The sequence below is a fragment of the Flavobacterium sp. TSSA_36 genome, from assembly GCF_051547165.1.
In the GTDB taxonomy this organism is placed as follows: Bacteria; Bacteroidota; Bacteroidia; order Flavobacteriales; family Flavobacteriaceae; genus Flavobacterium.
Window position 1 is genome coordinate 336,678 of record NZ_JBPTTP010000003.1, and the last position, 26,392, is coordinate 363,069.

Below are 26,392 nucleotides of genomic sequence, written 5' to 3' on the forward strand. Positions count from 1 at the left end.
AATGAAAAAACTAGCGCTACTTTTTATTCTAATTACCACAACACTTCAAGCCCAAATACAAAAAATTGAGCCATCCAATTGGTGGGTGGGAATGAAACTCCATCAAATCACTTTATTGGTCTACGGAAACAATATTCAAGATTTAGAACCTACCACTAAGTACGAAGGTGTAAATATCATAAAAACAGAAAAAGTTGAGAATCCAAACTATCTTTTTGTGACAATAAACATTGCTCCCGATACTAAAGTGGGAAAAGCTAAGATTGACTTTAAGAAAAAGGGGAAAACTATCATTACTAAAGATTTTACTTTATTAGCAAGAGAAAACAACAGCGCAAACAGAGAAAGCTTCTCTAACAAAGATGCTATACTCTTAATCATGCCGGATCGATTTGCCAATGGAAATCCCAAAAACGATAATCTGCCTAGTAGTTTAGAAAAAGCCAATCGCGCTGACGAAAGCGGAAGACATGGTGGTGACATTCAAGGAATTATTAACAACCTAGATTACATTCAATCGCTTGGGTACACTCAAATTTGGAATACGCCGCTTGCAGAAAACAATATGCCAAAGTATTCTTATCACGGCTATGCAGCCACTGATTTTTATAAAATTGATCCTCGCTACGGGACTAATGAAGATTTTAAAAGACTGGTACAAGAAGCCAAAAAAAGAAATATAGGCTTGATTTGGGATGTTGTTTTAAACCATTGTGGTTCTGAATATTACTTCATCAAAGATATGCCGATGAAGGATTGGGTTAATTTTCCAGATACAAAAACAAGAACCAATCACCTGAAATCAACGCTTTTAGATCCTTACGCCTCTGAACAAGATAAAAAAGGCTATACCGATGGTTGGTTTGATGGACATATGCCTGATTTAAATCAAAAAAATCCTTTGATGGCGAGTTTCTTGATTCAAAATACTATTTGGTGGGTAGAATATGCTGGGCTTACTGGATTTAGAGAAGATACCTTTTCGTATGCTGACAAAGATTTCTTGTCCAAATGGACCAAAACCATTCTAGAAGAGTATCCCAACTTTAATATAGTGGGAGAAGAAATGACGCACGTCACAGAAATCGCTGCCTATTGGCAAAAAGACAAAAAAAATGTAGACGGATACCAATGTTACTTGCCTTCCTTAATGGATTTTGCTCTAACAGACAATTTGGTAAAAGCCTTGAACACTAAAAATGATTGGGAATCAACCTGGAAAGAAGTATACAGAGGGATGGGTCAAGATTACCAATTTCCGAACCCCAATAATTTGTTGATTTTTCCAGACAATCACGATATGGATCGTATTTATACTAGAGTACAACACAATCTGGAGCATTGGAAATTAGCCATGACGTTATATGCAACTATGCGAGGAATTCCGCAAATGTATTATGGCACTGAATTATTGTACAGACAAGAAAAACCGGGTAATGATGGATTCAGAAGGGTCGATTTTTATGGCGGTTGGGAAGGAGATTCCAAAAATGCGGTTACCGGAAAAGGATTAACTAGTGAAGAAGTAGCGGCTCAAAAATTCTTTACCCATCTTTTCAATTGGAGAAAAACAGCCACAGCAATACATAATGGAAAATTCAAACATTATGCTCCTGAAAAAAATGACGCTTACGTCTATTTTCGATACAACGATACACAAAAAATAATGGTGATTTTGAATAAAAACGATAAAAAAATCACATTGGATATGAAAACCTATCAAGATATGATTCCTTCCAATTTCAGTGCAAAAGATGCGCTAAGTGGTAAAGAAATAAATATAAATGGAACGCTAGAAGTAGCCCCAAAAACGGCTTTGATTCTAGAAATTAAATAAAGTAAAACGAGTTTTTAATTGAATTCAGATTTAGCTGGAGACAATCTATATCTTATGAAAACCGAATTCAATTATTAAACCTTTGATTTCCTGCAAGAAACACTAAACATAAACAAATGAAAATCAAATTAATCCTACTCTTTTCTATCACTTTTATGCAATACTCAGTGGCACAAGTGCAAGTGACTTCTGGAAAAGTGTTACGTTTTGAAAATTTCAAATCAAAACTAATTGATGCCCGAAACATTGATGTTTGGCTACCCGATGGCTATTCAGACAAAGAAAAATACGCTGTTCTCTATATGCACGACGGTCAAGCATTATACGATGCACAAAGCACCTGGAATAAGCAAGCTTGGGAAATAGATGAAGTGGCAGGGAAATTAATTGCCGAGGGAAAAACTCAAAAATTTATCGTCGTAGGTATTTGGAACAACGGGCCAAAACGTCACCCAGAATATTTCCCTCAAAAGCCTTATGCAAGTTTGACTCAAATTCAAAGAGATACCGTCACAGCTCAATTACAAAAAGCTGGCAGGACCAAAGATACCTTCAACCCTTATTCAGATTTGTATTTGAAATTTTTGGTGACCGAATTAAAACCGTTCATAGACCGAAAATTCGCTACTAAAAAAGATCAAAAAAATACTTTCGTTGCAGGTTCGAGTATGGGTGGCCTCATTTCGATCTACGCAATTTGTGAATATCCAAAAGTTTTTGGAGGTGCCGCTTGCTTATCAACGCATTGGCCGGGTGTATTTTCTGTTGAAAACAATCCAATTCCAAATGCGTTTGTTCAGTATTTAAAAAACAATTTACCAAGTCCAAAAAATCATAAAATCTATTTTGATTATGGCGACCAAACCTTGGATGCAATGTACAAACCGCTACAAGAAAAAGTAGATGTTGTGATGAAAGCCAAAGGTTTTACCAACAAAAACTGGGAAACCAAATTCTTCCCCGGAGAAAATCATTCCGAGATAGCTTGGGCGAAGCGATTGGATATTCCCTTATTATTTCTATTAAAAAAATAAATGTATCATGATAAAAATTACGGGTCTTTTAACTCTTATTGGTAGCATAAGTTTCGCCCAAACAACTTCACTAACCGTTACTGTTACAGGCATAAACAACAATGCTGGAAAACTCACTGCAGAAGTTTACAACTCAAAAGGAACGTTTTTAAAAAGTGCTTTTAAAACCACTTCTTCCAGCATCAAATCCAATACGGCAACAGTAGTTTTTAATGATTTACCCAAATCCGATTATACGCTGATGGTATATCATGACGAAAATAGCAACGGAAAATTGGATAAAAATTTCATCGGAATGCCAAAAGAAGCCGTCGCTTGCTCGAACAATGCTAAAGGATTTATGGGGCCACCAAAATTTGAAGATGCAAAGTTTTCTCTTGTGGCTAATTCAAAAATTACGATTAAAATGAATGATAAATTATAATTTCTAATGGTATCTATATTGTGTTAGGGATATAGACCCGCATTTTCAGGCGGAGAACACCATAAAAAAATCCCAAACTCCATAACTTTGGAATTTGGGATTTTTACTATTTAGATTTAAAAAAGATTAGATTTTGTATCTCTTTCTATCTGTTTCTGTCAAATATATTTTTCTCAAACGAATAGATTTTGGAGTAACCTCTACATATTCATCTTTTTGAATGTATTCTAAAGCTTCTTCTAAAGAGAAAATGATTGGAGGAATAATTCTCGCTTTTTCATCATTACCAGAAGAACGAACGTTAGATTGTTTTTTCTCTTTAGTTACGTTCACACACATATCATCCCCACGAGAGTTTTCACCAATTACTTGACCTTCGTAGATTTCAGCATTGGGTTCCACGAAAAACTTACCACGATCTTGCAATTTATCGATAGAATAAGGAATAGCTTTTCCTTTTTCCATAGAGATCAATGACCCTTTATTACGTCCAGCAATTTCACCTTTGTATGGCTCATAACCGATAAAACGGTGTGCCATAATAGCTTCACCAGCAGTAGCAGTTAATAATTGGTTACGCAATCCAATAATTCCACGAGATGGAATATTAAATTTAATAATCATACGCTCTCCTTTAGTTTCCATAGAAAGCATTTCACCTTTACGTAAAGTTACAAATTCAACAGCTCTCCCTGAAAGATTTTCAGGTAAGTCGATTGTTAACTCTTCAATTGGCTCACATTTTACACCGTCAACTTCTTTGATGATTACTTGTGGTTGTCCGATTTGTAACTCATACCCTTCTCTTCTCATGGTTTCGATAAGAACAGATAAGTGCAATACACCACGACCAAAAACCATAAATTTATCAGCTGAATCAGTTTCACCTAATTTCATGGCTAAGTTTTTCTCTAACTCTTTGGTCAAACGCTCTCTAATATGACGAGAAGTTACAAATTTACCTTCTTTTCCAAAGAAAGGAGAATCATTAATAGTAAACAACATACTCATAGTAGGCTCGTCAATAGCAATAGAAGCCAAACCTTCAGGATTATCAAAATCAGAGATTGTATCACCAATTTCAAATCCTTCAACACCAACAATGGCACAAATATCACCAGCAATCACTTGCTCCACTTTTTTACGTCCAAGACCTTCAAAAGTATGTAATTCTTTAATTCTAGATTTAGTTACAGTACCATCTCTTTTTACTAATGAAATTGGCATGCCTTCTTTCAAAATACCTCTTTCTAAACGACCAATAGCAATACGACCCGTAAAAGCTGAAAAGTCAAGAGAAGTAATCAACATTTGTGGATTTCCTTCGGATACTTTTGGAGCTGGAACATTCTCAATTACCATATCCAACAATGGCTCGATGTTTTCTGTTTGATTTTTCCAATCATCAGACATCCAGTTGTTCTTAGCAGAACCATAAACCGTTGGAAAATCTAATTGCCATTCTTGTGCACCTAATTCAAACATTAAGTCAAAAACTTTTTCATGTACTTCTTCAGGAGTACAGTTTTCTTTATCTACTTTATTGATAACTACACAAGGCTTAAGGCCTAAGTCAATCGCTTTTTGTAGTACAAAACGAGTTTGTGGCATTGGACCTTCAAAAGCATCCACTAATAAACATACACCGTCGGCCATGTTCAATACACGTTCTACTTCTCCCCCAAAATCGGCGTGACCAGGAGTATCGATAATATTGATTTTTGTTCCTTTATATTGAACTGAAACGTTTTTGGAAGTAATAGTAATACCTCTCTCACGCTCTAAATCGTTGTTATCAAGAATTAAATCACCTGTATTTTCGTTATCACGAAATAATTGACAGTGATACATAATTTTATCAACCAAAGTGGTCTTACCGTGATCGACGTGGGCAATAATTGCAATGTTTCTAATAGATTCCATCTGTTATTTTTTGTGGTTGCAAATGTACACTTTATTTTCATATAAAAAACGTTTCAAAGACGGTTTACTAAAAGTTTGAACATCAGCTGTTTCGGTAATTTCTGGTTATATTTTTACTCGAGTCCTTGAGATTATTTCTAAACTAGAATTAAATTACATATATTTGATTAATGAAAGGTAAAACAAATAAAATAATTAGTGTTTTCATACTCTTCTCGATGTTTATGGCAATAATTTGGCATAAACTGTCTAACCACCTAACTTTTATCAATCCGCAAATTGATAATTTTCTAAAAGATCTTTCTTTTATCCTATTCACCGGTTTTTTGTTTCGGTACATTTTGTCTAAAAATGACAAAAGAAACCATAAAATCCTAGAGAAAATAAAATCTAACAATAACGAAATCAGAGCCTCTAACGAGCGTTACAACATTGTATCCAAAGCCACTAGTGATACTATCTGGGATTGGAACATCCAAAAAGACAGTATAGTTTGGAACAAAGGAATAGAAACCGTATTTGGCTACACTCAAGAACAAGTTGGCAACACCTCTTCTTGGTGGTTTGAAAAAATTCACCCCGAAGACAGTATCAAAATGTCTGTAAAACTATACTCTTTCATAGAGCAAAAATCAGAAAACTGGCAAGATCAATACCGCTTTAGATGTGCTGATAATACCTATAAATACGTTTTAGATAGAGGTTTTCTGCTAAAAGACAAAGAAGGAAGAGCCCTCCGAATGATTGGAGCCATTCAGGATATTACCAAACAAAAAGAAGAAGAACAAAACTTAAAATTACTAGAAACTGTGGTAACTCAAACCAAAGACGCAGTTGTAATTACAAAATCCGAATCAGACACCACTTCATTACCCAACATTATTTATGTGAATGACTCATTTTGTACCATGACAGGATACAAATCAAAAAATCTATTACACAAACCCTTCAATCCTTTCAATACCGAATATTTTGATAGTAATGAGTTTGAAAAATTCAAAACCGCAATAGCCGAAAAAAGAGAATGCCAAATAGAAACTCTTACCTGCAAAAAAGACAAAGAAGAATATTGGGTTCGCTTTTCAATGATTCCAGTATATAATGCCGACCATGAACTATCACATTGGATTTCAATACAAAAAGATGTTACCGAAGAGAGAAGACAGGAAAAAGAAAAAGAACAACTCATTAGAGAATTAACTCAAAACAACAAAGATTTAAAGCAATTCTCATACATAACATCTCACAATTTACGTGCTCCATTATCTAATTTGATAGGCTTATTAAATCTAGTAGAAGACATCCCTATTTACGATGAAGAATTACAAGAAATAATTGATGGATTTAAAAAATCAACCCATTTACTAAACGAAACCATTAACGATCTTGTGAAAATTATTGTTATTAAAGATCAAATATCAATAAAAAAAGAAAATGTATACTTAGAAAATTTAGTAGATCAAATAGCCAATCAACTGCAATTTCAAATAGAGAAAGTCCAACCAAACATCCAACTAGATTTTAAAACACAAGAGTACATTTTTACCAATAAGTCCTATTTAGAAAGCATCATTCTAAACTTATTAACGAACTCTATAAAATATAAATCAGATCAAAGACCACTTAAAATTTCTATTTCAAGTAAAACAGATCAAAAAAATCCAGTAATTTATTTCAAAGACAATGGCATCGGAATAGATTTAAAACAAAACTCCGATCTTGTCTTTGGTTTATACCAAAGATTTCATGATTATCCTGACAGTAAAGGCCTTGGGCTTTACTTGGTAAAATCACAGATTGAATCTTTAGGCGGCAGCATAGCCATAGATAGTGAAGTAAACAAAGGAACCCAATTCACATTAACTTTTTAAAAACATTTTATGTTTAACACTATTCTCTGCATTGACGACGATCCAATTTCTTTGATGATTAGTAAAAAAATCATTTCAAAGATAGCATTCGCTAAAGAAGTGGTGACTGCCCTAAACGGAGAAGAGGCATTAAACTTTTACAAATCAGCTAAAGATAACCCTGACCAGAATCCGAAGATTGATTTGATTTTTTTAGACCTTAATATGCCAGTGATGGGAGGATGGAAATTTTTAGAAATATTTACAACAGACGAATATAACAAATTCAACAAAAACACTAGGGTAATCATCATATCTTCTACTGTAGATCCTCAAGACCTAGCAAAAGCAAAGATATTCCCCATTGTTACTGACTTTCTACCAAAACCAATAACCATAGGCATGCTAGAATATCTTAATGAAAAATTAAAGTAAACAAAAAAACCCCTTTTAAAAAAGGGGTTTTACATCTATATAAAATTGTAAATAATTACAATTTAGAAACGTGCTTAGTTAACTTAGATTTTAAGTTAGAAGCTTTATTATCATGGATAATATTTTTCTTAGCTAACTTATCAATCATAGAAATAACAGCAGACAATTTAGCCGTAGCATCAACTTTATCTGTAGCAATTCTTAGTGCTTTAATAGCATTACGAGTAGTTTTGTGTTGGTATCTATTTAACACTCTTTTCTTTTCGTTACTTCTGATTCTCTTTAGAGCTGACTTATGATTTGCCATCGTAATTATTTTTTATCTTTAAATTAGTTTTTTTGTAGTCCGTAGGGGAATCGAACCCCTGTTACCAGGATGAAAACCTGGCGTCCTAACCCCTAGACGAACGGACCAATATTCTTCTAAGTTTGGGTTCCTATTCTTTTTAACTTGTAGTCCGTGGGGGAATCGAACCCCCCTTACCAGGATGAAAACCTGGCGTCCTAACCGATAGACGAACGGACCAATCTCCTGATTTGAGTTCAGGAAAACTATATTGAAAACAAAATTTGTAGTCCGTGGGGGAATCGAACCCCCCTTACCAGGATGAAAACCTGGCGTCCTAACCGATAGACGAACGGACCCTGCTTCTGTATTGCGGATGCAAAAATACAACTATTTTTGAGAAGCACAATAGCTGATGCAAAAAAAATTATTTTTTTTTAATATGCCTTGGCAAACAACACTCTCCCAACCGAAGGATCACCAGTAAGCACGCAGCTTCCCGCCTCCTCTACTCTATCCAAAGGAATACATCTTATGGTTGCTTTTGTCAATTCTTTTATCTTTTCTTCAGTAGCTGCAGTACCATCCCAATGCGCTGAAATGAAACCACCTTTTCCTTCCAAAACAGACTTAAATTCCTCAAAACTATTCACTTCTGTACTATGACTTTCTCTATAAGATAGCGCATTATTAAATAAATCCGTTTGAATTTGCGAAAGTAAAGTAGCAATATAATTTTCAATTCCATCTGCCGCAACTACCTCTTTTGACAAATTATCTCGTCGAGCCACTTCAAAAGTTCCATTTTCCAAATCTTTTGGACCCACTGCAATTCGAACCGGAACACCTTTTAATTCCCACTCAGCAAATTTAAATCCTGGTTTTTGAGTAATTCTATCATCATACTTAACACTAATATCAAGTTTGCGTAGAGTAGTCGAAACAGTTGCAACAGCAGCTGAAATCGCTTGCAATTGTTCATCTGACTTATATATAGGCACAATTACAACTTGAATTGGCGCCAAATTAGGAGGTAAAACCAATCCTTTGTCATCAGAGTGCGTCATAACTAAAGCTCCCATCAATCGGGTTGAAACTCCCCAAGAAGTTCCCCAAACATATTCTTGCTTGCCTTCCGCATTGGCAAACTTAACATCAAAAGCTTTGGCGAAATTTTGACCTAAAAAATGTGATGTACCAGCTTGCAAGGCTTTACCATCTTGCATCAAAGCTTCAATACAATAGGTTTCTTCAGCGCCAGCAAATCGTTCTGTTTCTGTTTTTAATCCTTTTACAACGGGTATAGCCATAAAATTCTGAACGAAATCAGCATACACATTCATCATTTTCTCTGATTCTTCAATAGCTTCTTCCTTTGTAGCGTGAGCGGTATGCCCTTCTTGCCACAAAAACTCAGCAGTTCTTAAAAACAAACGCGTTCTCATTTCCCATCGTACTACATTCGCCCATTGATTAATCAACAATGGTAAATCACGGTAGGATTGGACCCAACCTTTGTATGTAGACCAAATGATAGCTTCACTAGTTGGACGAACAATTAACTCCTCTTCTAATTTTGCATTTGGATCAACCATTAACTTTCCTGGTTTGTCTGGATCATTTTTTAATCGATAATGCGTAACAATAGCACATTCTTTTGCAAAACCTTCAGCATTTTTTTCTTCGGCCTCAAACATGCTTTTGGGCACAAACAAAGGAAAATAAGCATTTTGATGACCTGTTTCTTTAAACATGCGATCTAGCTCTGATTGCATTTTTTCCCAGATTGCATACCCATATGGCTTGATTACCATACAGCCTCTAACTCCTGAATTCTCTGCTAAATCCGCTTTTACAACCAGCTCATTATACCATTTTGAATAATCTTCTTCTCTTGTAGTAAGGTTCTTGCTCATATTTAATAGTTTGGCACAAATTTTGTTTTTAATATTTTTAACTTTTACGTTAGGCAAAACTAACTATTTTTGTATTGTTCAACAATAAAAAATCCCATAGATATGAAAACTACTCTTTTTTCACCAAGAAATACGTACCAATTACACTTTGTTGGATTTTTAATGTTACTTTTCACTTCCTGCGGATCTTATCAAAACAGTTCATATTATGAAAGTGATGGTGTTTACACCACAAATACCTCTCGTAATTACAATGCTACTCAAAATAATTCAGGAACTCAGTACCAAGAATATTTTAACTCCTTACAAAGTACCGATGGATCTTCGGAAATTTTTACTGATGTAGAGAGTTATAATAATGCTATTGCATTTAATGACAGTATTCAGGCACCAAATACAGGGTATGCCGGTTGGGGTAGCAATCCTCAATCTACCACTATTTATATTAACGATAACGGATGGAACAATTGGTATGGTCCTGGTTGGGGATGGGGCATGAATGGTTGGTATGGTGGTTGGGGATGGAATAACTGGTACGGCCCGAACTGGGGATGGAATATGGGCTGGGGCTGGAACAATTGGTACGGACCCAACTGGGGCTGGAACACAGGGTGGGGATATCCTGGAGGCAATTGGGCGTATCATAATAGATACACCGACTACAACTATAATTCGAGTAGAAGAAGCTCAGGCTATACTAACCGATCTTATTCTACTAATGGTAGTAACAATAGAATGAGTTCCAATTCTTTCAACAGAAATTATACTTCTAACGGAATTAGCAACCGAAGAGGTAGTACTGATTTTACCCGAAACAATACCTCAAACACTAATTATAGCAATTATTCTAACCGAAGAAATAGCACCTCAACTGCTAATCCTGGATACAACAATAATTCAAATTCCACTTACAACAGAAACAGTACCCGAAGTGAAAGCCGTAATTACAACAATTCTTCATCTAGCAGCAGAAGTAGTAATTATAGCCCGTCTCGAACTTATTCTCCAAGTTCCTCTAGCGGAACTATGCGCTCATCAGGTGGTGGTGGTAGAACTTCCAGCGGAGGTGGCAGAGGTGGCAGAGGATAACAGCTACAATAACAGTTCAATGTATTTTTTAAACAATTAAATAAAATGAAAAATAATCTTATTGTATTTGCTTTAGCTTTACTTACAGTTTCCAGTAATGCACAAGAAATCAGAGACGCTTTACGCTATTCCGTAGACAATCTTAATGGTACCGCAAGATATAGAGCCATGGGAGGCGCTTTTGGAGCCTTAGGAGCTGATCTTTCTGCCATTAATTCTAATCCTGCTGGTAGTTCTGTTTTCAACAATAATCAAGTTGGAGTAACGTTGACAAATTATGATACTAAAAATAATTCCAACTATTTTGGCACCAAAACAAGTGATTCTGAAAATAGTTTTGATATCAATCAAGCAGGTGCTGTTTTCGTATTCAAAAACCAGAATAGCAATTCAAACTGGACCAAAATTACTTTTGGAGTAAACTATGAAAACATTAACAATTTTGACAATTCACAATTTTCTGCAGGGGTAAATAGACAAAATTCAATTGGTAGTTATTTTGTAAATTATGCCAATGGCGTTCCATTGAGCACCCTTGAAAACGGAAATTATGGACAACTAAGCAATAAAGAACAACAAGCTTTTTTAGGCTACCAAGGCTACTTAATCAATCCTGTTTCAAATTCTACTACTAATACTGCTTACACTTCCAATGTGCGAGAAGGTGGCAATTATTATCAAGAAAATGCCATCTATTCTAATGGATACAACGGAAAACTATCCTTTAATTTTTCTACAGCTTACAAAGACAAACTTTATATCGGGGTGAATTTGAATTCTCATTTTTCAAATTATACACAATCTCAACGCTTCTATGAGGATAACGACAATAGCTTGACTACTGATGATCGTATTAATAGAATGCGTTTTAGTAACGATTTACACACTAATGCCACAGGTTTTTCATTTCAACTAGGCGCTATCGCAAAAATTACTGACGGTTTAAGAATGGGATTAACGTATGAATCACCTACTTGGCTTAGCTTAAGCGATGAATTTACTCAAAGACTAAGCTCGGTACGAAGTAATGTAACAGGTGAATTACCTGCCGATGTGATTGACCCAAGAATCACCAATTATTATGACCCTTACCGATTACAAACACCCGGCAAAATTACCGGAAGCGCAGCTTATGTATTTGGTAAAAAAGGGTTAATCAGTTTTGATTATGCGCTTAAAGACTATAGTGCTACCAAATTCAGACCATCAAATGACCCTTATTTTATGGACTTGAACCGTGAGATGAATACAACTTTAACAAGTACTTCTGAAATACGCATTGGTGCTGAATACCGAATTAAAGCATTAAGCATAAGAGCAGGATATCGTAGCGAAGAAAGTCCTTATAAAAACAAAACTACGATTGGCGATCTAACAAGTTATTCAGGTGGTTTTGGTTATAATTTTGGAGCAACAAAAGTGGATTTGAGTTATTCTTATAGCAAAAGAAATTACCAACAAGGCTTTTTCAATACTGGCCTAACAGACGCCGCTAGCATTGATACCCTAAATAACAACATTTCACTGACCTTGTTATTTGAATTGTAAATCGACCTCAATGGTATACGCGAAGCCTATTCTTTCAAGTTTAGGCTTCGTTTTTTTTATAAAATCATTCGTTATTCATAAGGCATTGTAAATTATTATTGTCCAACACAAAAGCTAAAATTCACATTTTTTAACCAAAAAACCTCAGAAATACATTTAAAAGCGATGACCTATTTCAATTTTAATAGATTTCTTTTACGGAATAAGGGTTTACTGAGACTTCATAATATTCAAAGGTTTTCATGAGTTCATAAAATAATACGAAAATTACCTTTTTTGTATTTCATAGAAATTGAACTAGAAAAAAAGCGTAATTTTGCCGATTCAAAGAAGAAAGGGGATAGAAATTATGAGAACAAAGTCGTCAAAAAAGAACAAGATCAATGTAATTACTTTAGGTTGTTCAAAAAATGTATATGATAGTGAAGTGTTAATGGGGCAACTTCGAGCAAGCGGAAAAGAGGTTACACATGAAGCAAAGGCAGCTGATGAAGGTAACATTATTGTAATAAATACTTGTGGATTTATTGATAACGCGAAAGCCGAATCAGTAAATATGATTTTGGAATATGCCGATAAAAAGGAAAAAGGATTAGTCGACAAAGTTTTTGTTACTGGGTGTCTTTCTGAAAGATATCGCCCCGATTTAGAAAAAGAAATTCCAAATGTAGATCAATATTTTGGCACCACAGAATTACCCGGTTTATTGAAGGCTTTGGGAGCAGATTACAAGCATGAATTATTAGGCGAACGCTTGACTACAACACCTAAAAATTATGCCTACTTAAAAATTTCGGAAGGTTGTGACAGACCTTGTAGTTTTTGTGCGATTCCGTTAATGAGAGGAAAAAATGTGTCTCAAACCATTGAAAAATTGGTTAAAGAAGCAGAAGGATTAGCCAAAGATGGCGTAAAAGAATTGATTTTGATTGCGCAAGACTTGACGTATTATGGTCTTGATTTATATAAAAAACGTGCCCTTGGCGATTTGCTAGAAGCGCTAGTAAAAGTGGAAGGTATTGAATGGATTCGTTTGCATTATGCATTTCCTACCGGATTCCCGATGGATGTATTGGAAATCATGAAAAGAGAGCCAAAAATTTGTAATTATATCGACATCCCGTTGCAGCATGTTTCAGACAAGTTGCTGAAATCAATGCGTCGCGGAACTACTCAAGCAAAAACCACACAATTATTAAAAGATTTTAGAGCAACGGTTCCCGGAATTGCTATTAGAACCACCCTAATTGTGGGATATCCAGGAGAAACTCAAGAAGATTTTGAAATATTGAAAAATTTTGTTCAAGAAATGAAATTTGACAGAATGGGTTGTTTTGCTTATTCTCATGAAGAAAATACGCATGCTTTTCTACTAGAAGATGATGTGCCTCAGGAAGTAAAACAAGATCGAGTGAATGAAATTATGGAATTACAATCCCAAATTTCATGGGACTTGAATCAAGAAAAAGTTGGCAAAACCTTTCAATGTATTATTGATCGCAAAGAAGGAGCACACTTTATTGGCAGAACAGAATTTGATAGCCCTGATGTAGATAATGAAGTTTTGATAGATGCAGCAAAACATTATTTGAAAACAGGTGAATTTGTAAGCATAAAAATTACCGAAGCTACAGAGTTCGACTTATATGGTGAACCGGTTTAATTATTATATTTGAAATAAAAAACAACATGAGAAAAGCAATATCTATACTTATTCTAACGCTAGGATTTTTATTCACTCAAAATAGCTCGGCACAATATTACAACAACGGTTACGGAAATAATGGCTATGGTAATGGTGGTAGAATGGGACAAATGAATCAAATGAGTCAGCTTCCAACACAACAAAGTGCTCCAAAACCGCCTTCAAACGAAGAAACTGCCAGTAAGGTAATTGACAATTTAAAAGCTGAATTAACCTTGGATGCACTTCAAGAAATTGCTGTAAAAAATATTTTAATAGAAAGTTTAAACGCACAGGGAATAATTATCAAAAAAGAAACTTCAAACGAAAGCAAAGGAGAAGATCTTAAAGTGATTTCCGAAAACACAGATCGTAAAATATTAGAACTATTAAACCCTGACCAAAAAGAACTTTATAAAAAAATCGTGAAAGACGGTTTCAAAAAAAAGAAAAAAAAATAAATTCAAATTAATTAACCAAAACCACAACCATGACTATTAAAAACTATTTGATTTTATTTTCTGCTGGAATATTCATATCTTCTTGTGGAACTAACCCTTATAAAGAAAGCAACAAAAAATACGAAGAGCAACTTAAAACACTTCAAAAAAAGTTAGCTGACAAAGAAAGTGTTGAATTAAAAACAATTAATACCAGCACTACACTTGACACTCTTTTTACTAAACAAATCAGTAAGTTAACAGATTCAATTTACAAAAAAGGACCTACTACCCTTGAAAATATCAAAACAGAATGGATAGGCACAGTCAACTTTAATTTACGTAAACCAAATTTTGTAATCATACATCATACTGCACAAGATTCATTACCACAAACAATCAAAACCTTTACTTTAGAGCGTACTCAAGTTAGCTCTCACTATGTAATAGGTGATGATGGAAAGGTAGTTCAAATGTTAAATGATTATTTAAGAGGTTGGCATGCCGGAAATGCAACTTGGGGAAGAAATAGTGATATCAATTCTGCTTCTATCGGCATAGAATTAGATAATAATGGCAAGGAACCATTTTCCGAAGCTCAAATTAATAGTTTGATTGCCTTATTAACAAAATTAAAGAAGGATTATAATATCCCAACTCAAAATTTTATAGGCCATTCTGATATTGCTCCTTCTAGAAAAGTAGATCCTAGTGCTTTATTTCCTTGGCAATTATTGTCAGAAAAAGGATTTGGCTATTGGCCAGAGGAAACACTTGAAAAAGCACCAACTGATTTTAATATTGAAATGGCTTTAAGAATTATTGGTTATGATACTAAAAATTTAAATGCTGCCATTAGTGCTTTCAAATTACATTACATCAAAACCGATCTCACTCCAATAATCGATCAAAAAACACTTGACGTAATCTATTCTATATATAAAAAACAATAAAAAAAAGGCTTTTTGAATTTGATCAAAAAGCCTTTTTTTCATGAGTTAAATTACTCTTTTTCTTATACAGCATCGCTATTTCCGGTTTGATTACTTCTAATGTGCAAATCTTGTTGTGGAAAAGGGATCTCAATTCCATTCGCTTTGAAAGCAACATCAATAGCAATAATGATATCATTTTTAACATCATTGCCAAAATTAAAATGAGGCACCCAAAATTTTATAGCAAAATCGATGGAGCTATCATTAAATTTTGTGAGCCAAACCATGGGTTCGGGATTTTTTAATACTAAATCATGAGCATTCAAAACCTTCTTTATAATAACTGTTACTTGTTCCAAATCAGAACCGTAAGCCACCCCTAAGTCCAGCTCAAATCGCCTGCGATTACTCCCCATAGTCCAGTTTACCAACTGATTACTTAACAAATCTCCATTAGGAATGATAACATCCGCCCCATCCCAAGTGGTGATAACACTACTGCGAATTCCAATGGATTTCATTTTCCCGGTTTGCCCACCTACCTCAACGATATCATTAAGGTTGATAGGTTTTTCAAAAGCGATGATCAACCCGCTAATTAAGTTATTAGTCAAATTTTGTAAACCAAAACCAATCCCCACACTCAGCGCACTAACCATTAAAGCAATCTTGTCCATGGGAATACCCGCCGATACAAATGCTATAATGACTCCAATTGTGATTAACGAAATACGAATTAATAGCAACCAACTCCCCAATCCATTACCGGTTGCTTCTTGTCCTTTGGGCTTGGTATCTGTAGCTAAAAGCGTTACGATTCTAGCGCTTAATCCTGAAAGAAAAATGATAAAAAAGAATGAAAAAACCGAATGAAAGGAAAATTTAAACTCACCAAATTGCTTTTCCTCAAAATAAGCGGCAGCTATTGGATCTATAAAATTTTGAAAATTATAGGTATTTCGACTTACTAAAATATACCAACCTACAAAAAACAAAAAGTAGACAAAAAGAGGCATTTTAAAGTCCGCTTGTTCATTTTGCTTTCGTTCAAAATCTTCTTGATGATATAATGACAAATGCTTCGAAAAATTAAAAGTATCGATACTTAAACCAAAAGACCAAATTAATTGGAATACAATCATGAGCGTAAAAAAACCATTTGTCATTAAAATTTTAGCTAAATTATAGCAATCATGTACCATATAATAGATGGCTAAGACTTGGAATATTAAAAAAATAACAAATGCAACTGTAAAACTTTTCTCTTTAAATTCCTTGTCACTTTTTCTACTATTAACCAAAACATAAAATCCAAATAGTATTCCAATGATACTCATTAATAGCACCAAATTTCCTTCTAAAGGAGTATACAATAGAATTAAATTATCCAAAATGGCTATAATATTTAATGCAAAAATTACCAACCATACTTTGAACCAATACCTACTCGTCGAACGAAAAGAAATAAGTGTAATTGCAATTCCGGAAATCAGCCACAACAAACCCGAAAATACAAAAGGAGGAGATGGCAAAAAGAATTGAAAAATAGAGATCATGATCAAAACCGAAGCGGCTAAAGGATAATTTAAAACATATCCAGGAAATTTTAAATTTTTATAGAGATTGGCCTGCTTGAATTTTTTCCGAATAAGTCGCAAATAAATAGTCAAAAAAGCTGTAAAGAAGAAAAATACAATCAAATTATCTACTTGGTTGGCTCCGTAAAAAACAAAAGACAAATACCCTTTATAGAGTGACTGAATAAGAGTCTGCTTAAAAGTAAAATCCTTGGATTCTGAATAAACAATATCAGGAAGCGCATTATTTATATTTTCACTGACTGCCTTTCTAACGTTGTTAACAAGTGCCAAATCTGTTTCTAAACTGTACTTAAAAACTTTGCCTTTAACTTCGAGTTTTTGAATACTATCAATGGCATTTTTCAAACTAGAATTAACCAATTTTAAATCATTGGCTATAAAAACCATACGTTGCACATAATTTTTCTTAGCAGCTTCTTTCACTGGAATTTCATATAAGATTTTATCCGCGGCTAAAGAATCCATTCTTCGTTGAATCTTACTCAAAGATTCATTGTTTAGTGAAATTTTCTCTAATTGAGAATTTGTTCTTTTTAGAATTTCTTTCAAAAGTAAGGAGGTAGCCGATAAATCTCTGGCAGATTGCATTTTACTCTCGTTAGTTACGATTCCCCTTGTGGTATTTTTTTTCAGTTTGACCAATAAGTCCAACTCTTTTGTAAAGCCTTTGTAATCAATACCTTCTTTCAATACCGCATTAGCTTTTTGAATCTGTTCGTTTAATAAATTAAAAGAATGGTTTTGTTTGTTCAGCAAGACATTAAACTCATAATTTTCTTTACTTTGCGTAAAGCTCTCCTTATTGAGTTGCTTCATTTGCTTATCGGTTTTTTTGATGTTTTGCAACAAAGTATCCAAAGTTTGGGGATCCGTGTTTTGAGCCAATAAATCAGATGTTAATCCCGAAAAAAACAGAATCAAGAAAAGGAAAATCAAAGTAAATCGCTTCCTTCTTTCAAATAAGAATAAATAGAATGTCAACATAGTTATTAAAGAATTAAGTGAAGTATAAGAAATTTATAAACATTGTGTAAAAACTAAACAATTCATGTAAAGAGAAAAACCTCCCGTTTTGGTTACTAAAATTATTAAAAAATAAGATTATAATTACCACAAAACAAACAATATCAATACTTTAGTTTAAATATCATAAAATAAATCTTCCTTTTCAAAAGTATTCCAAAAAAAAACCTCAGTTATCGTTAATTAGACCTCAAAAAGAAAGATATAAAAAATAGGTATTCTTACTTTTACGGTTTCATCCAATGAATAACTGTTAACTACTCGCAAACGCTGTAATGAACTTAAAACTAAATCCGCTATTTACAAAGGCACTTCCTTTTGATTCAAATCAAAATAATACACCAAGGCAAGTTTACAATGCTTGCTTTTCATCCGTATCTCCCAAAGTACCATCAAATCCATCACTAATTCACGTAGGTATAGATGTTGCGAAGCAAATTGGATTACAAGAAGAAGAGTTGAAAAGTGATGATTTCTTGGCCGTTTTCTCAGGAACAAAAATGTATCCCAACACACAACCTTTTGCCATGTGTTATGCGGGTCATCAATTTGGAAATTGGGCAGGACAATTAGGCGATGGAAGAGCTATTAATGTAATGGAAGTGACACACGAAGGAAAAAACTTTACACTACAATTAAAAGGTGCAGGACCAACCCCATATTCACGAACCGCAGACGGATTAGCTGTTTTACGTTCTTCCATTAGAGAATATTTGTGTGCCGAAGCCATGCAACATTTAGGAGTACCCACTACCCGTTCCCTTTCACTAGTTGTAACAGGAGACGAAGTTCTGAGAGACATTATGTACAACGGGAATCCAGCTTACGAAAAAGGAGCTATAGTTTGTAGAGTGGCTTCGAGTTTTATTCGATTTGGAAATTTTGAAATTTTTGCCGCCAGACAAGATCACACGAATCTGAAATTACTCGCTGATTTTACCATTCAACATCACTTCCCATCTATAAAAGAAACAGGAAAAGAAAAATACATCCATTTTTTTGAAGCAGTTTCTAAAAGTACTCTCGAAATGATTCTCAACTGGCAAAGAGTAGGTTTTGTTCATGGTGTAATGAATACTGATAATATGTCCATTCACGGCATTACTATTGACTATGGGCCTTATGGATGGCTAGAGGACTACAACCCAACCTGGACTCCAAATACAACAGACAATCAACACAAAAGATATCGATTTGAAAATCAACCTCAAATTGGCTTATGGAATTTGTATCAATTGGCCAATGCCTTATATCCATTAATCGAAGAAACGCAACCTCTGGAAGCAATTTTGGACGCTTACACCAAAGAGTATGACTCCAACTATCTACAAATGATGCAATCAAAATTGGGATTTCAAACAAAAAACGAAGATGACCGTAACATAATTCAAGAACTTATTGATTTGCTACAAGAAATAGAAACCGATATGACTATTTTCTTTAGAAACTTGAGTTTAGTGCTTAAAAATGATACCCCAGAAACTGCTTTAACAAAAATAGAATTCGCCTTTTATAATACTAATGATTGTAATGAAAATATTGCTTTAAGATGGCGCAATTGGTTCACTAAATACATTGATCGCCTTCAATTAGAAATCGTATCTGATGCGGAAAGAAGCAACGCTATGAATCAAGTTAATCCAAAATATGTGCTTCGCAACTATATGGCACAATTGTGTATTGATGCCGCAGAAAAAGGAGACTATACCATACTAAACGAATTATACGAACTTTTACAAAACCCATATCAAGAACAGCCAGAATATGAGAAATGGTACACCAAACGCCCCGATTGGGCAAAAGACAAAATTGGTTGTTCGATGTTAAGTTGTAGTTCTTAAAAAGTTTCAGAACTAGAACACTTTTTAGAACAATAGATAAAATTCATCTAGAATCCATTTCTGAACAAAGAAAAAAAACTTTTTTTTATACGCTATCAAAAATCAAATGGATAGTTTTGCATTTTATGGAACAAAGTCAAAATCATTAAAATAAAATGCAGATGAATCAAGAGATTATCAATGCTTTTGAAGTAATAAAAAACGGCGGTATCATTCTATATCCTACAGATACCGTTTGGGGTATAGGCTGTGATGCAACAAATCCTGAAGCCGTGGCTAAAATATATCAGCTCAAACGTAGAACCGAAAGCAAAAGTATGATTTGCTTGATGAATGGGGAAAAAATGATGTACAATGTATTCAAGGAGATTCCCGAAGTAGCTTGGCAAATTCTAGATTTATCCGAAAAGCCCACCACTTTAATACTAGATAATCCAAGAAATGTAGCCCCTAATTTAATTTCTGAAGACAAATCATTAGGTATTCGACTGATAAAAGAACCTTTTTGCTTTAAATTACTAGAACGTATGAAAAAGCCATTAGTGTCTACTTCTGCTAATATTTCTGGACAACCCACACCATTATCTTTCAAAGAAATTAGTCAAGAAATTATAAAAGGCGTAGACTATGTTGTAAATTTGCAGCACGAAAAAATCAACGGAAAACCTTCAACCATAATAAAACTCACGAATGATTCGCAGGTTAAAATCATTAGAAAGTAGGCTTAACAAGCCACGAATTCACAAATTCTAATTAAAAAAAAAATGATGACACAAATTATTCACAAAGAAGAAAGTTTTCAAATAATGGGAATTTTATTTGATGTCCATAATAATCTTGGTGGTGGTTTTTCTGAAATCGTATATAAAGATGCATTAGAATATGAATTTAATAAACATAACATTCCGTTTGAAAGAGAAAAAGAATATAGTGTGCACTACAAAGACATCATTTTAAAACATAAATTTTATGCTGATTTTGTGGTTTTTGATACAATTATAATAGAATTAAAGTCCTGTGAAAAAATAGATACTAAACACATTGCACAATGTATTAACTACTTAAAAGTTTCATCAAACAAACTAGCAATCTTAGTAAATTTTAACAATAAATCATTGGAATACAAAAGAATAGTTTTCTAACCCAAGAATAAATTTGTGCCATCATTCAAGAATAAAATAATTAATAGTAATTCGTGAATTCGTGGCAAATGCAATATATGAATTATAAATCAGCACTTAATAACACAATATTCGAAGTAATATCGAGAGCTTCCCAAGAACTAAACATAGAGAGTTATGTAATTGGCGGGTTTGTTAGGGATTTACTTTTACAAAGAGGCTCCAAAAAAGATATCGATGTGGTGGCCGTGGGCAGTGGTATCGAATTGGCCCTCAAAGTTTCGGAACTTTTACCTAAAAAACCAAAGGTACAAGTGTTCAAGACGTACGGCACCGCAATGCTCCGTTTTGAAGATACTGATATCGAATTTGTTGGCGCCAGAAAAGAATCCTACACCCACGATAGCCGAAATCCTATCGTAGAAAATGGAAGCTTACAAGATGATCAAAACCGCCGTGATTTTACCATAAACGCTTTGGCTTTGTCTTTGAATCCGTCTAACTATGGAGAACTCTTAGATCCCTTCGGTGGAATTTCGGATTTAGAAACTAAAACGATAAAAACGCCGCTTGACCCAGATATTACCTTCTCGGACGACCCCTTGAGGATGTTGAGAGGCATCCGTTTCGCTACGCAATTAGGTTTTGACATTCACCCAGAATCTTTGTCTTCGATTACCAAAAACGCAGCGCGAATAAAAATCATTTCAGGAGAACGTATTGTAGAAGAGTTAAACAAAATTCTCTTGACCGAAAAACCTTCTTTGGGCTTTTTATTGCTTTACAAAACAGGATTATTAGAATTGATTCTACCAGAGTTAACAGCTTTGAATCAAGTAGAAGAAATAGAAGGACACACCCATAAAAACAACTTTTATCATACCCTTGAAGTAGTCGATAACATTTGCCCTAACACCGAAGATGTTTGGTTGCGATGGGCGGCTTTATTGCACGATATTGGAAAAGCTCCTACCAAACGCTTCAACAAAAAACAAGGATGGACGTTTCACGGTCACGAGTTTTTGGGAGGTAAAATGGTTAAGAAAATCTTCGAAAGGTTACACATGCCGTTGAATCACAAAATGAAATTTGTACAAAAAATGGTTGTAATGAGTTCGAGACCAATTGTTTTGGCTCAGGACACAGTTACAGATTCAGCAGTACGTCGTTTGGTTTTTGATGCAGGAGAAGATGTAGAAAACTTAATGACGCTTTGTGAAGCAGATATAACTACTAAAAACCCAAATAAATTCAAAAAATACCATAGTAATTTTGAAATTGTTCGCAAAAAAATTGTTGAAGTAGAAAATCGAGATCATGTCCGTAACTTTCAACCTCCAATAAGTGGCGAAGAAATAATGGCTCTCTTCAATTTAAAACCTTCCAGAGAAATTGGCATCCTAAAAGAAGCCGTTAAAGAAGCTATTTTAGAAGGAGAAATACAAAATGAGTACCAAGCCGCTTATGAATTTATCTTAAAAAAAGGAGCCAAATTAGGCCTAAAGATTAACGATTGTTAGCCCTTTTTTTCGTTGCCAAACCCATAAATTTGCAATTAAATAATTGATTTTTATCACTAAAAAAATGACTAAATCTAATAAACCTGTTATCATTTGGCTGCTTTCTGGCTGCTTTCTTTTGTTTTTAATGGTTGTGGTTGGCGGAATTACCCGTTTGACTAATTCTGGACTCTCTATGACCGACTGGCATTTGATTACCGATACCTTTCCTCCTATGACTGAGGCGAAATGGAATCAAGCTTTTGAAGAATACAAAAAGTTTCCTGAGTATCAAAAAATCAACATACATAACGATTTTACCTTATCCGATTATAAGTTCATTTACTTCTGGGAATGGTTTCACCGTTTTATTGGTCGAATCATCGGGATGGTGTTTTTAATCCCTTTCTTTTATTTTTTAGCTAAAAAAAGATTAGACAAATCTACTATCAAAAAATGTATTGTTCTTTTGTGTATGGGAGGATTTCAAGGCTTTTTGGGTTGGTTTATGGTTAAAAGCGGATTAATCGACAATCCAGATGTGAGCCATTTTAGACTGGCGTTGCACCTTACTTTTGCTTTCATCACCTTCGCTTATACCCTTTGGGTGGCTTTGGATTTAATTTATCCTAACAAAGACAACTTTTATCCTCAATTGAGAACTATTGCTCGATTTGCCTTTGTGTTTTTGATAATTCAAATTATTTACGGTGGTTTTGTTGCCGGACTAAACGCTGGATTAATTCACAACCATTGGCCATTAATGAGCGATGGGCAATTCATTCACGACAGTGTATTTATCGAAAAAAACAGTTTTATTCTCAATTTAATTGAAGGAAAAAGCGGGGTACAATTCGTGCATCGTACAACCGCTTATCTTGTGGTGGCGTTAATGGTTCTATTGTATTTCAAAAGCAAAAAGTACACTTTGTCAATTGCTCAACAAAACGGTCTCAATGCGCTAGTAGTACTTGTGTTTGTACAATTTGCACTAGGCGTTTTGACTTTGTTATACAGCGTACCCCTTTGGTTAGGATTGGCACACCAAATCACAGCTTTCTTTTTATTGACAGCTATGACTTATACGTTGCACCGTTTCACTAAATAATTGGTTTGCTTTTTAGCAAACCAATTGTTTTGTTTCAAAATCAGGTAGCTGAACAGATGCTATCCATTGATCTTCCAATAAATTAGCCCAAGCATAAAAATAAAGTACCGTATCCGTCAAAACATTTCTATTCAAGTAGGACACCCCAATTTTAGCTAGAACTTCTGGATTAGATAAGTTTTCGAGCTGTCTCAAATCCGCTTTGGTAAAACCAAATTCCAACATTCTACCAATTATTAAATCCATTGGATACCCACTTGTTGAACAATAATCTATCACTTGTTCCGACCAATCGCCTCGTTTTTGCAAGGCATACCGTTGTATCTCTGCTCTACTAAATGAAGTAATGTTTTGCGCCAAATGTCCGCAATTACATCCTCCCATGTGTCCCCATTCGTAACGTCCACTATTTTGAATTTGTGCTGCCGTTTCACGAAGGGCATAAATTACTTTAAAATTAGGTGTTGCCATGATGTAAGCATTTAGAATTCTTTACTAAAGTACTAAAAAGCAGTAATTTTTATTTTTCTTTAACACAAACTAAACTATTGTTTAAGTTTAATAAAAATGCGTTTATTCATTTCAAACACATAAGTGCTATTTCTGTTAATTTTATTATTTAATAAAATCTATTTAACACAAAGACAACACATATTTTTTTATTGAAAAATTGTTTTTTTTTTAGTTTTGACAAAGTTATTCTTGCAATTATTTTTTTATTATCAAGTGCACGTGATAGTTAAGATTTGATTGAAAAATAATAACTAAATTTCATTAACAACCAAAATAAAAAAATATGATACAAAAGTATTTGTTTAAGGAAAAAAAAATATTGATGTTTTTAATAATTTGTGTGTTATTTCAATTTCAATCTTGTCAAAATGAGGAAAGTATAATTGATTCTAAGGGAGAAATATCATCAAAAATTATAGATGATCCTTTATTTAAAGAACTCGATCTAGCCTTTTACGAAGTCAATGTTAATTTGCTTACTTATCGTAATGAAAAAATTGACAAAGTAAAAATGTCAAAAATTAGAGAGGACGTTAAAAATAAAAAGATAAAATCATTTGATGACTATTTTTCGCAAAAGGAAAAAGCAGGAAGCAAAGATGCTAAAAAAAGGATGCTTGCTCAAATTAAGTTTAATATTTGCCAAGAAAAAATTTTTAAAAAGTATCCAGAATTAAAAAATAAAAAAATGGAATTTGCTTCTTTTTTTCTAAAAAACAGTAAACACAAAATTCCTACATCAGAAATAATTCAAGCGTATAAAAATAATACAAAAACAAATGAATAGTTTTTATAAGGCTTTAGTAGTGATAGCATTATTTGTAAATCAAAACGTTAGGTCACAAGGAGACTGTGACGGATGCTATATTCAATTTAGTTCAAATTGTAATTTTATAACATGGAGATATGTTGAGTCTATGGCTTGGGAATGTACACCAGTATTCGGTTCAGAAAATCATGCAGGATGGTCTGATTTATATGGCGCTATATTTAATGGATTGGTAGAAGAAGGTCTTGGGACAATTGTACAAGGAATCGATATGGCAGAAGATTATTGGAATTGTCTAAATCGTTTACAAGAGCAATATTATTCAGCTTTGGATTCTTTATCTTGGTCTTTAGACGCTTGTTTAAGACAGCAATATAATTGTGGTTACTTGCTAAATGATAAGTATTGATTATTTCAAAATAATTAATTCATAACTGAAATAATTTTTATACTATCTAAACCATACAGCAAAGTTTTCATTTTTTAGGAATTTAAGGGTTAACTTTTTGATTAAAGTTGCCCTTTTTTTTTTTTTTAGATAAAAGTCATAATGTACCATTTTCTTTAACACAAACTAAACTATTGTTTAGTCTTCTTTTCCGCTCAAATAAAACTACTTTTGCGCCTCGACTATATTGTCATTCTACTTTTACAGCTTATAATGTCTAAACTTGCAACTCAAGATAAGTTCTTCGATCTCTCTGATTATGGCCGTCCTTTTGGTAAATTTTTGGCCCAACAATTAAAAGAAACTCGGTTTACCCCTATTCACGTAACCTTACTTTTTGGTCTTTCTGGCTTAATTGCCATTTATTGCATACTCACCAATCATTACTTTTTGGCCGCTTTTTTCATTGTGTTAAAATCTGGAATTGATGCTGCAGATGGTGAATTAGCAAGACTAAAAAACAAGCCTTCATACGTTGGTAGATACCTCGATAGTGTCTTTGATATCATCCTAAATTTTATGATTTTTATGGCCATTTGTTGGGTCTCAAAAACGACATTTTGGTATGCGTTTGCCGCTTTTTTTGGTATCCAACTACAAGGAACTTTATACAATTATTACTACGTAATTTTGAGACATAAATCGGTAGGAGGAGATAATACTAGTAAAATTTTTGAGTACAAAACACCCAAAGCTTTGCCTGGAGAAACACAAAAATCAGTGACTCTTTTGTTCCGAATTTACACAATTGTTTATGGGCTTTTTGATAAAATAATTCACGCATTAGACCAAGAGGCATACAAAGTAAAAACGTTTCCAAATTGGTTTATGACCTTGTTATCCATTTATGGTTTAGGATTTCAACTCTTAGTAATTGCAGTAATGTTGCCGCTTCAATTGATTGAATATATAGCACCATTTTTTATTGCCTACACACTGATGATTTTTGTTCTTATCGCTATTAGAAAACGGTTTATTAGCGAATAAAAGCCTCATAGACAAATTCTATACATAACATATAAATAACTAATAACCAGTGATTTTAATTATTTTAATCTCAATTAAAAA

Annotated in this window: 23 protein-coding genes and 3 tRNA genes; 18 read left to right on the forward strand and 8 right to left on the reverse strand. The window is 33.9% G+C overall.

Annotated features, from left to right (window positions below; genetic code table 11):
- Position 1: 1 nt before the first annotated feature.
- The 3 genes from ACSVH7_RS08105 (at position 2) to ACSVH7_RS08115 (ending at position 3,295) form a co-directional block, all read left to right on the forward strand.
- A complete protein-coding gene (locus ACSVH7_RS08105; RefSeq protein WP_438066214.1) occupies positions 2-1,837 on the forward strand; it encodes a glycoside hydrolase family 13 protein in 1,836 nt (611 codons plus the stop codon).
- Positions 1,838-1,953: 116 nt separating this feature from the next.
- Complete coding sequence (locus tag ACSVH7_RS08110; RefSeq protein ID WP_438066215.1) at positions 1,954-2,871, forward strand: alpha/beta hydrolase; 918 nt, start codon at positions 1,954-1,956, stop codon at positions 2,869-2,871.
- A gap of 7 nt (positions 2,872-2,878) precedes the next feature.
- Complete coding sequence (locus ACSVH7_RS08115; RefSeq protein ID WP_438066216.1) at positions 2,879-3,295, forward strand: DUF2141 domain-containing protein; 417 nt, start codon at positions 2,879-2,881, stop codon at positions 3,293-3,295.
- Between the two features lie 126 nt (positions 3,296-3,421).
- On the opposite strand, the gene typA is transcribed toward ACSVH7_RS08115, so the two are convergent.
- Positions 3,422-5,218: a translational GTPase TypA gene (gene typA, locus ACSVH7_RS08120; RefSeq protein ID WP_438066217.1), complete on the reverse strand. Its 1,797-nt coding sequence runs from the start codon at positions 5,216-5,218 to the stop codon at positions 3,422-3,424.
- Positions 5,219-5,388: 170 nt separating this feature from the next.
- Between typA and ACSVH7_RS08125 the strand changes: the two genes are divergently transcribed.
- Together ACSVH7_RS08125 and ACSVH7_RS08130 are read left to right on the forward strand one after the other, a co-directional pair.
- Positions 5,389-7,089, forward strand: coding sequence for a PAS domain-containing sensor histidine kinase (locus ACSVH7_RS08125; RefSeq protein ID WP_438066218.1), 1,701 nt, complete (start codon positions 5,389-5,391; stop codon positions 7,087-7,089).
- Between the two features lie 9 nt (positions 7,090-7,098).
- Positions 7,099-7,503 carry a response regulator gene (locus ACSVH7_RS08130; RefSeq protein ID WP_438066219.1) on the forward strand — a complete coding sequence of 135 codons (405 nt, stop codon included), beginning with the start codon at positions 7,099-7,101 and terminating at the stop codon, positions 7,501-7,503.
- A 55-nt stretch (positions 7,504-7,558) separates the two neighbouring features.
- On the opposite strand, the gene rpsT is transcribed toward ACSVH7_RS08130, so the two are convergent.
- From rpsT to proS, 5 genes are all read right to left on the reverse strand, one after another.
- Entirely contained in the window at positions 7,559-7,810 is a 252-nt protein-coding gene (gene rpsT, locus ACSVH7_RS08135) for a 30S ribosomal protein S20 (RefSeq protein ID WP_438066220.1), read from the reverse strand.
- A gap of 35 nt (positions 7,811-7,845) precedes the next feature.
- Positions 7,846-7,917: transfer RNA gene (locus tag ACSVH7_RS08140), tRNA-Glu, on the reverse strand.
- A gap of 40 nt (positions 7,918-7,957) precedes the next feature.
- A tRNA-Glu gene (locus tag ACSVH7_RS08145) sits at positions 7,958-8,029 on the reverse strand.
- A 47-nt stretch (positions 8,030-8,076) separates the two neighbouring features.
- Positions 8,077-8,148, reverse strand: a tRNA-Glu gene (locus ACSVH7_RS08150).
- A gap of 78 nt (positions 8,149-8,226) precedes the next feature.
- Positions 8,227-9,705, reverse strand: coding sequence for a proline--tRNA ligase (proS, locus tag ACSVH7_RS08155; RefSeq protein WP_438066221.1), 1,479 nt, complete (start codon positions 9,703-9,705; stop codon positions 8,227-8,229).
- Between the two features lie 102 nt (positions 9,706-9,807).
- On the opposite strand from proS, the gene ACSVH7_RS08160 reads away from it, so the two are divergent.
- The 5 genes from ACSVH7_RS08160 to ACSVH7_RS08180 all read left to right on the forward strand — a co-directional run bounded on the left by ACSVH7_RS08160 (position 9,808) and on the right by ACSVH7_RS08180 (position 15,419).
- A complete protein-coding gene (locus tag ACSVH7_RS08160; protein WP_438066222.1) occupies positions 9,808-10,794 on the forward strand; it encodes a hypothetical protein in 987 nt (328 codons plus the stop codon).
- A 45-nt stretch (positions 10,795-10,839) separates the two neighbouring features.
- Entirely contained in the window at positions 10,840-12,342 is a 1,503-nt protein-coding gene (locus ACSVH7_RS08165; protein WP_438066223.1) for an OmpP1/FadL family transporter, read from the forward strand.
- 349 nt (positions 12,343-12,691) lie between these two features.
- On the forward strand, positions 12,692-14,005 hold the full coding sequence (gene rimO / locus ACSVH7_RS08170; RefSeq protein WP_438066224.1) for a 30S ribosomal protein S12 methylthiotransferase RimO: 1,314 nt from the start codon (positions 12,692-12,694) through the stop codon (positions 14,003-14,005).
- 26 nt (positions 14,006-14,031) lie between these two features.
- On the forward strand, positions 14,032-14,487 hold the full coding sequence (locus ACSVH7_RS08175) for a hypothetical protein (protein ID WP_438066225.1): 456 nt from the start codon (positions 14,032-14,034) through the stop codon (positions 14,485-14,487).
- Positions 14,488-14,516: 29 nt separating this feature from the next.
- The gene (locus ACSVH7_RS08180; protein ID WP_438066226.1) at positions 14,517-15,419 is read left to right on the forward strand and encodes an N-acetylmuramoyl-L-alanine amidase; all 903 of its coding nucleotides are present in this window, start codon (positions 14,517-14,519) and stop codon (positions 15,417-15,419) included.
- A gap of 62 nt (positions 15,420-15,481) precedes the next feature.
- Here ACSVH7_RS08180 and ACSVH7_RS08185 read toward each other — a convergent pair whose 3' ends face one another.
- Complete coding sequence (locus ACSVH7_RS08185) at positions 15,482-17,986, reverse strand: mechanosensitive ion channel family protein (protein ID WP_438066227.1); 2,505 nt, start codon at positions 17,984-17,986, stop codon at positions 15,482-15,484.
- 314 nt (positions 17,987-18,300) lie between these two features.
- On the opposite strand from ACSVH7_RS08185, the gene ACSVH7_RS08190 reads away from it, so the two are divergent.
- From ACSVH7_RS08190 to ACSVH7_RS08210, 5 genes are all read left to right on the forward strand, one after another.
- Entirely contained in the window at positions 18,301-19,866 is a 1,566-nt protein-coding gene (locus tag ACSVH7_RS08190; protein ID WP_438066228.1) for a protein adenylyltransferase SelO, read from the forward strand.
- Between the two features lie 155 nt (positions 19,867-20,021).
- On the forward strand, positions 20,022-20,588 hold the full coding sequence (locus ACSVH7_RS08195) for an L-threonylcarbamoyladenylate synthase (RefSeq protein ID WP_438066229.1): 567 nt from the start codon (positions 20,022-20,024) through the stop codon (positions 20,586-20,588).
- Positions 20,589-20,633: 45 nt separating this feature from the next.
- Positions 20,634-21,008: a GxxExxY protein gene (locus ACSVH7_RS08200; protein WP_438066409.1), complete on the forward strand. Its 375-nt coding sequence runs from the start codon at positions 20,634-20,636 to the stop codon at positions 21,006-21,008.
- A 77-nt stretch (positions 21,009-21,085) separates the two neighbouring features.
- On the forward strand, positions 21,086-22,507 hold the full coding sequence (locus ACSVH7_RS08205; protein WP_438066230.1) for a CCA tRNA nucleotidyltransferase: 1,422 nt from the start codon (positions 21,086-21,088) through the stop codon (positions 22,505-22,507).
- A gap of 64 nt (positions 22,508-22,571) precedes the next feature.
- The gene (locus ACSVH7_RS08210) at positions 22,572-23,594 is read left to right on the forward strand and encodes a COX15/CtaA family protein (RefSeq protein WP_438066231.1); all 1,023 of its coding nucleotides are present in this window, start codon (positions 22,572-22,574) and stop codon (positions 23,592-23,594) included.
- Positions 23,595-23,606: 12 nt separating this feature from the next.
- On the opposite strand, the gene ACSVH7_RS08215 is transcribed toward ACSVH7_RS08210, so the two are convergent.
- Positions 23,607-24,065: a hypothetical protein gene (locus ACSVH7_RS08215; protein ID WP_438066232.1), complete on the reverse strand. Its 459-nt coding sequence runs from the start codon at positions 24,063-24,065 to the stop codon at positions 23,607-23,609.
- Between the two features lie 325 nt (positions 24,066-24,390).
- On the opposite strand from ACSVH7_RS08215, the gene ACSVH7_RS08220 reads away from it, so the two are divergent.
- The 3 genes from ACSVH7_RS08220 (at position 24,391) to ACSVH7_RS08230 (ending at position 26,311) form a co-directional block, all read left to right on the forward strand.
- Positions 24,391-24,894 (forward strand): hypothetical protein, encoded by a 504-nt coding sequence (locus ACSVH7_RS08220; protein WP_438066233.1) that lies wholly within the window; start codon positions 24,391-24,393, stop codon positions 24,892-24,894.
- Between the two features lie 130 nt (positions 24,895-25,024).
- Positions 25,025-25,285 carry a hypothetical protein gene (locus ACSVH7_RS08225; protein ID WP_438066234.1) on the forward strand — a complete coding sequence of 87 codons (261 nt, stop codon included), beginning with the start codon at positions 25,025-25,027 and terminating at the stop codon, positions 25,283-25,285.
- A gap of 252 nt (positions 25,286-25,537) precedes the next feature.
- Positions 25,538-26,311, forward strand: a complete 774-nt coding sequence (locus ACSVH7_RS08230) for a CDP-alcohol phosphatidyltransferase family protein (protein WP_438066235.1) — start codon at positions 25,538-25,540, stop codon at positions 26,309-26,311.
- Positions 26,312-26,392: the final 81 nt, after the last annotated feature.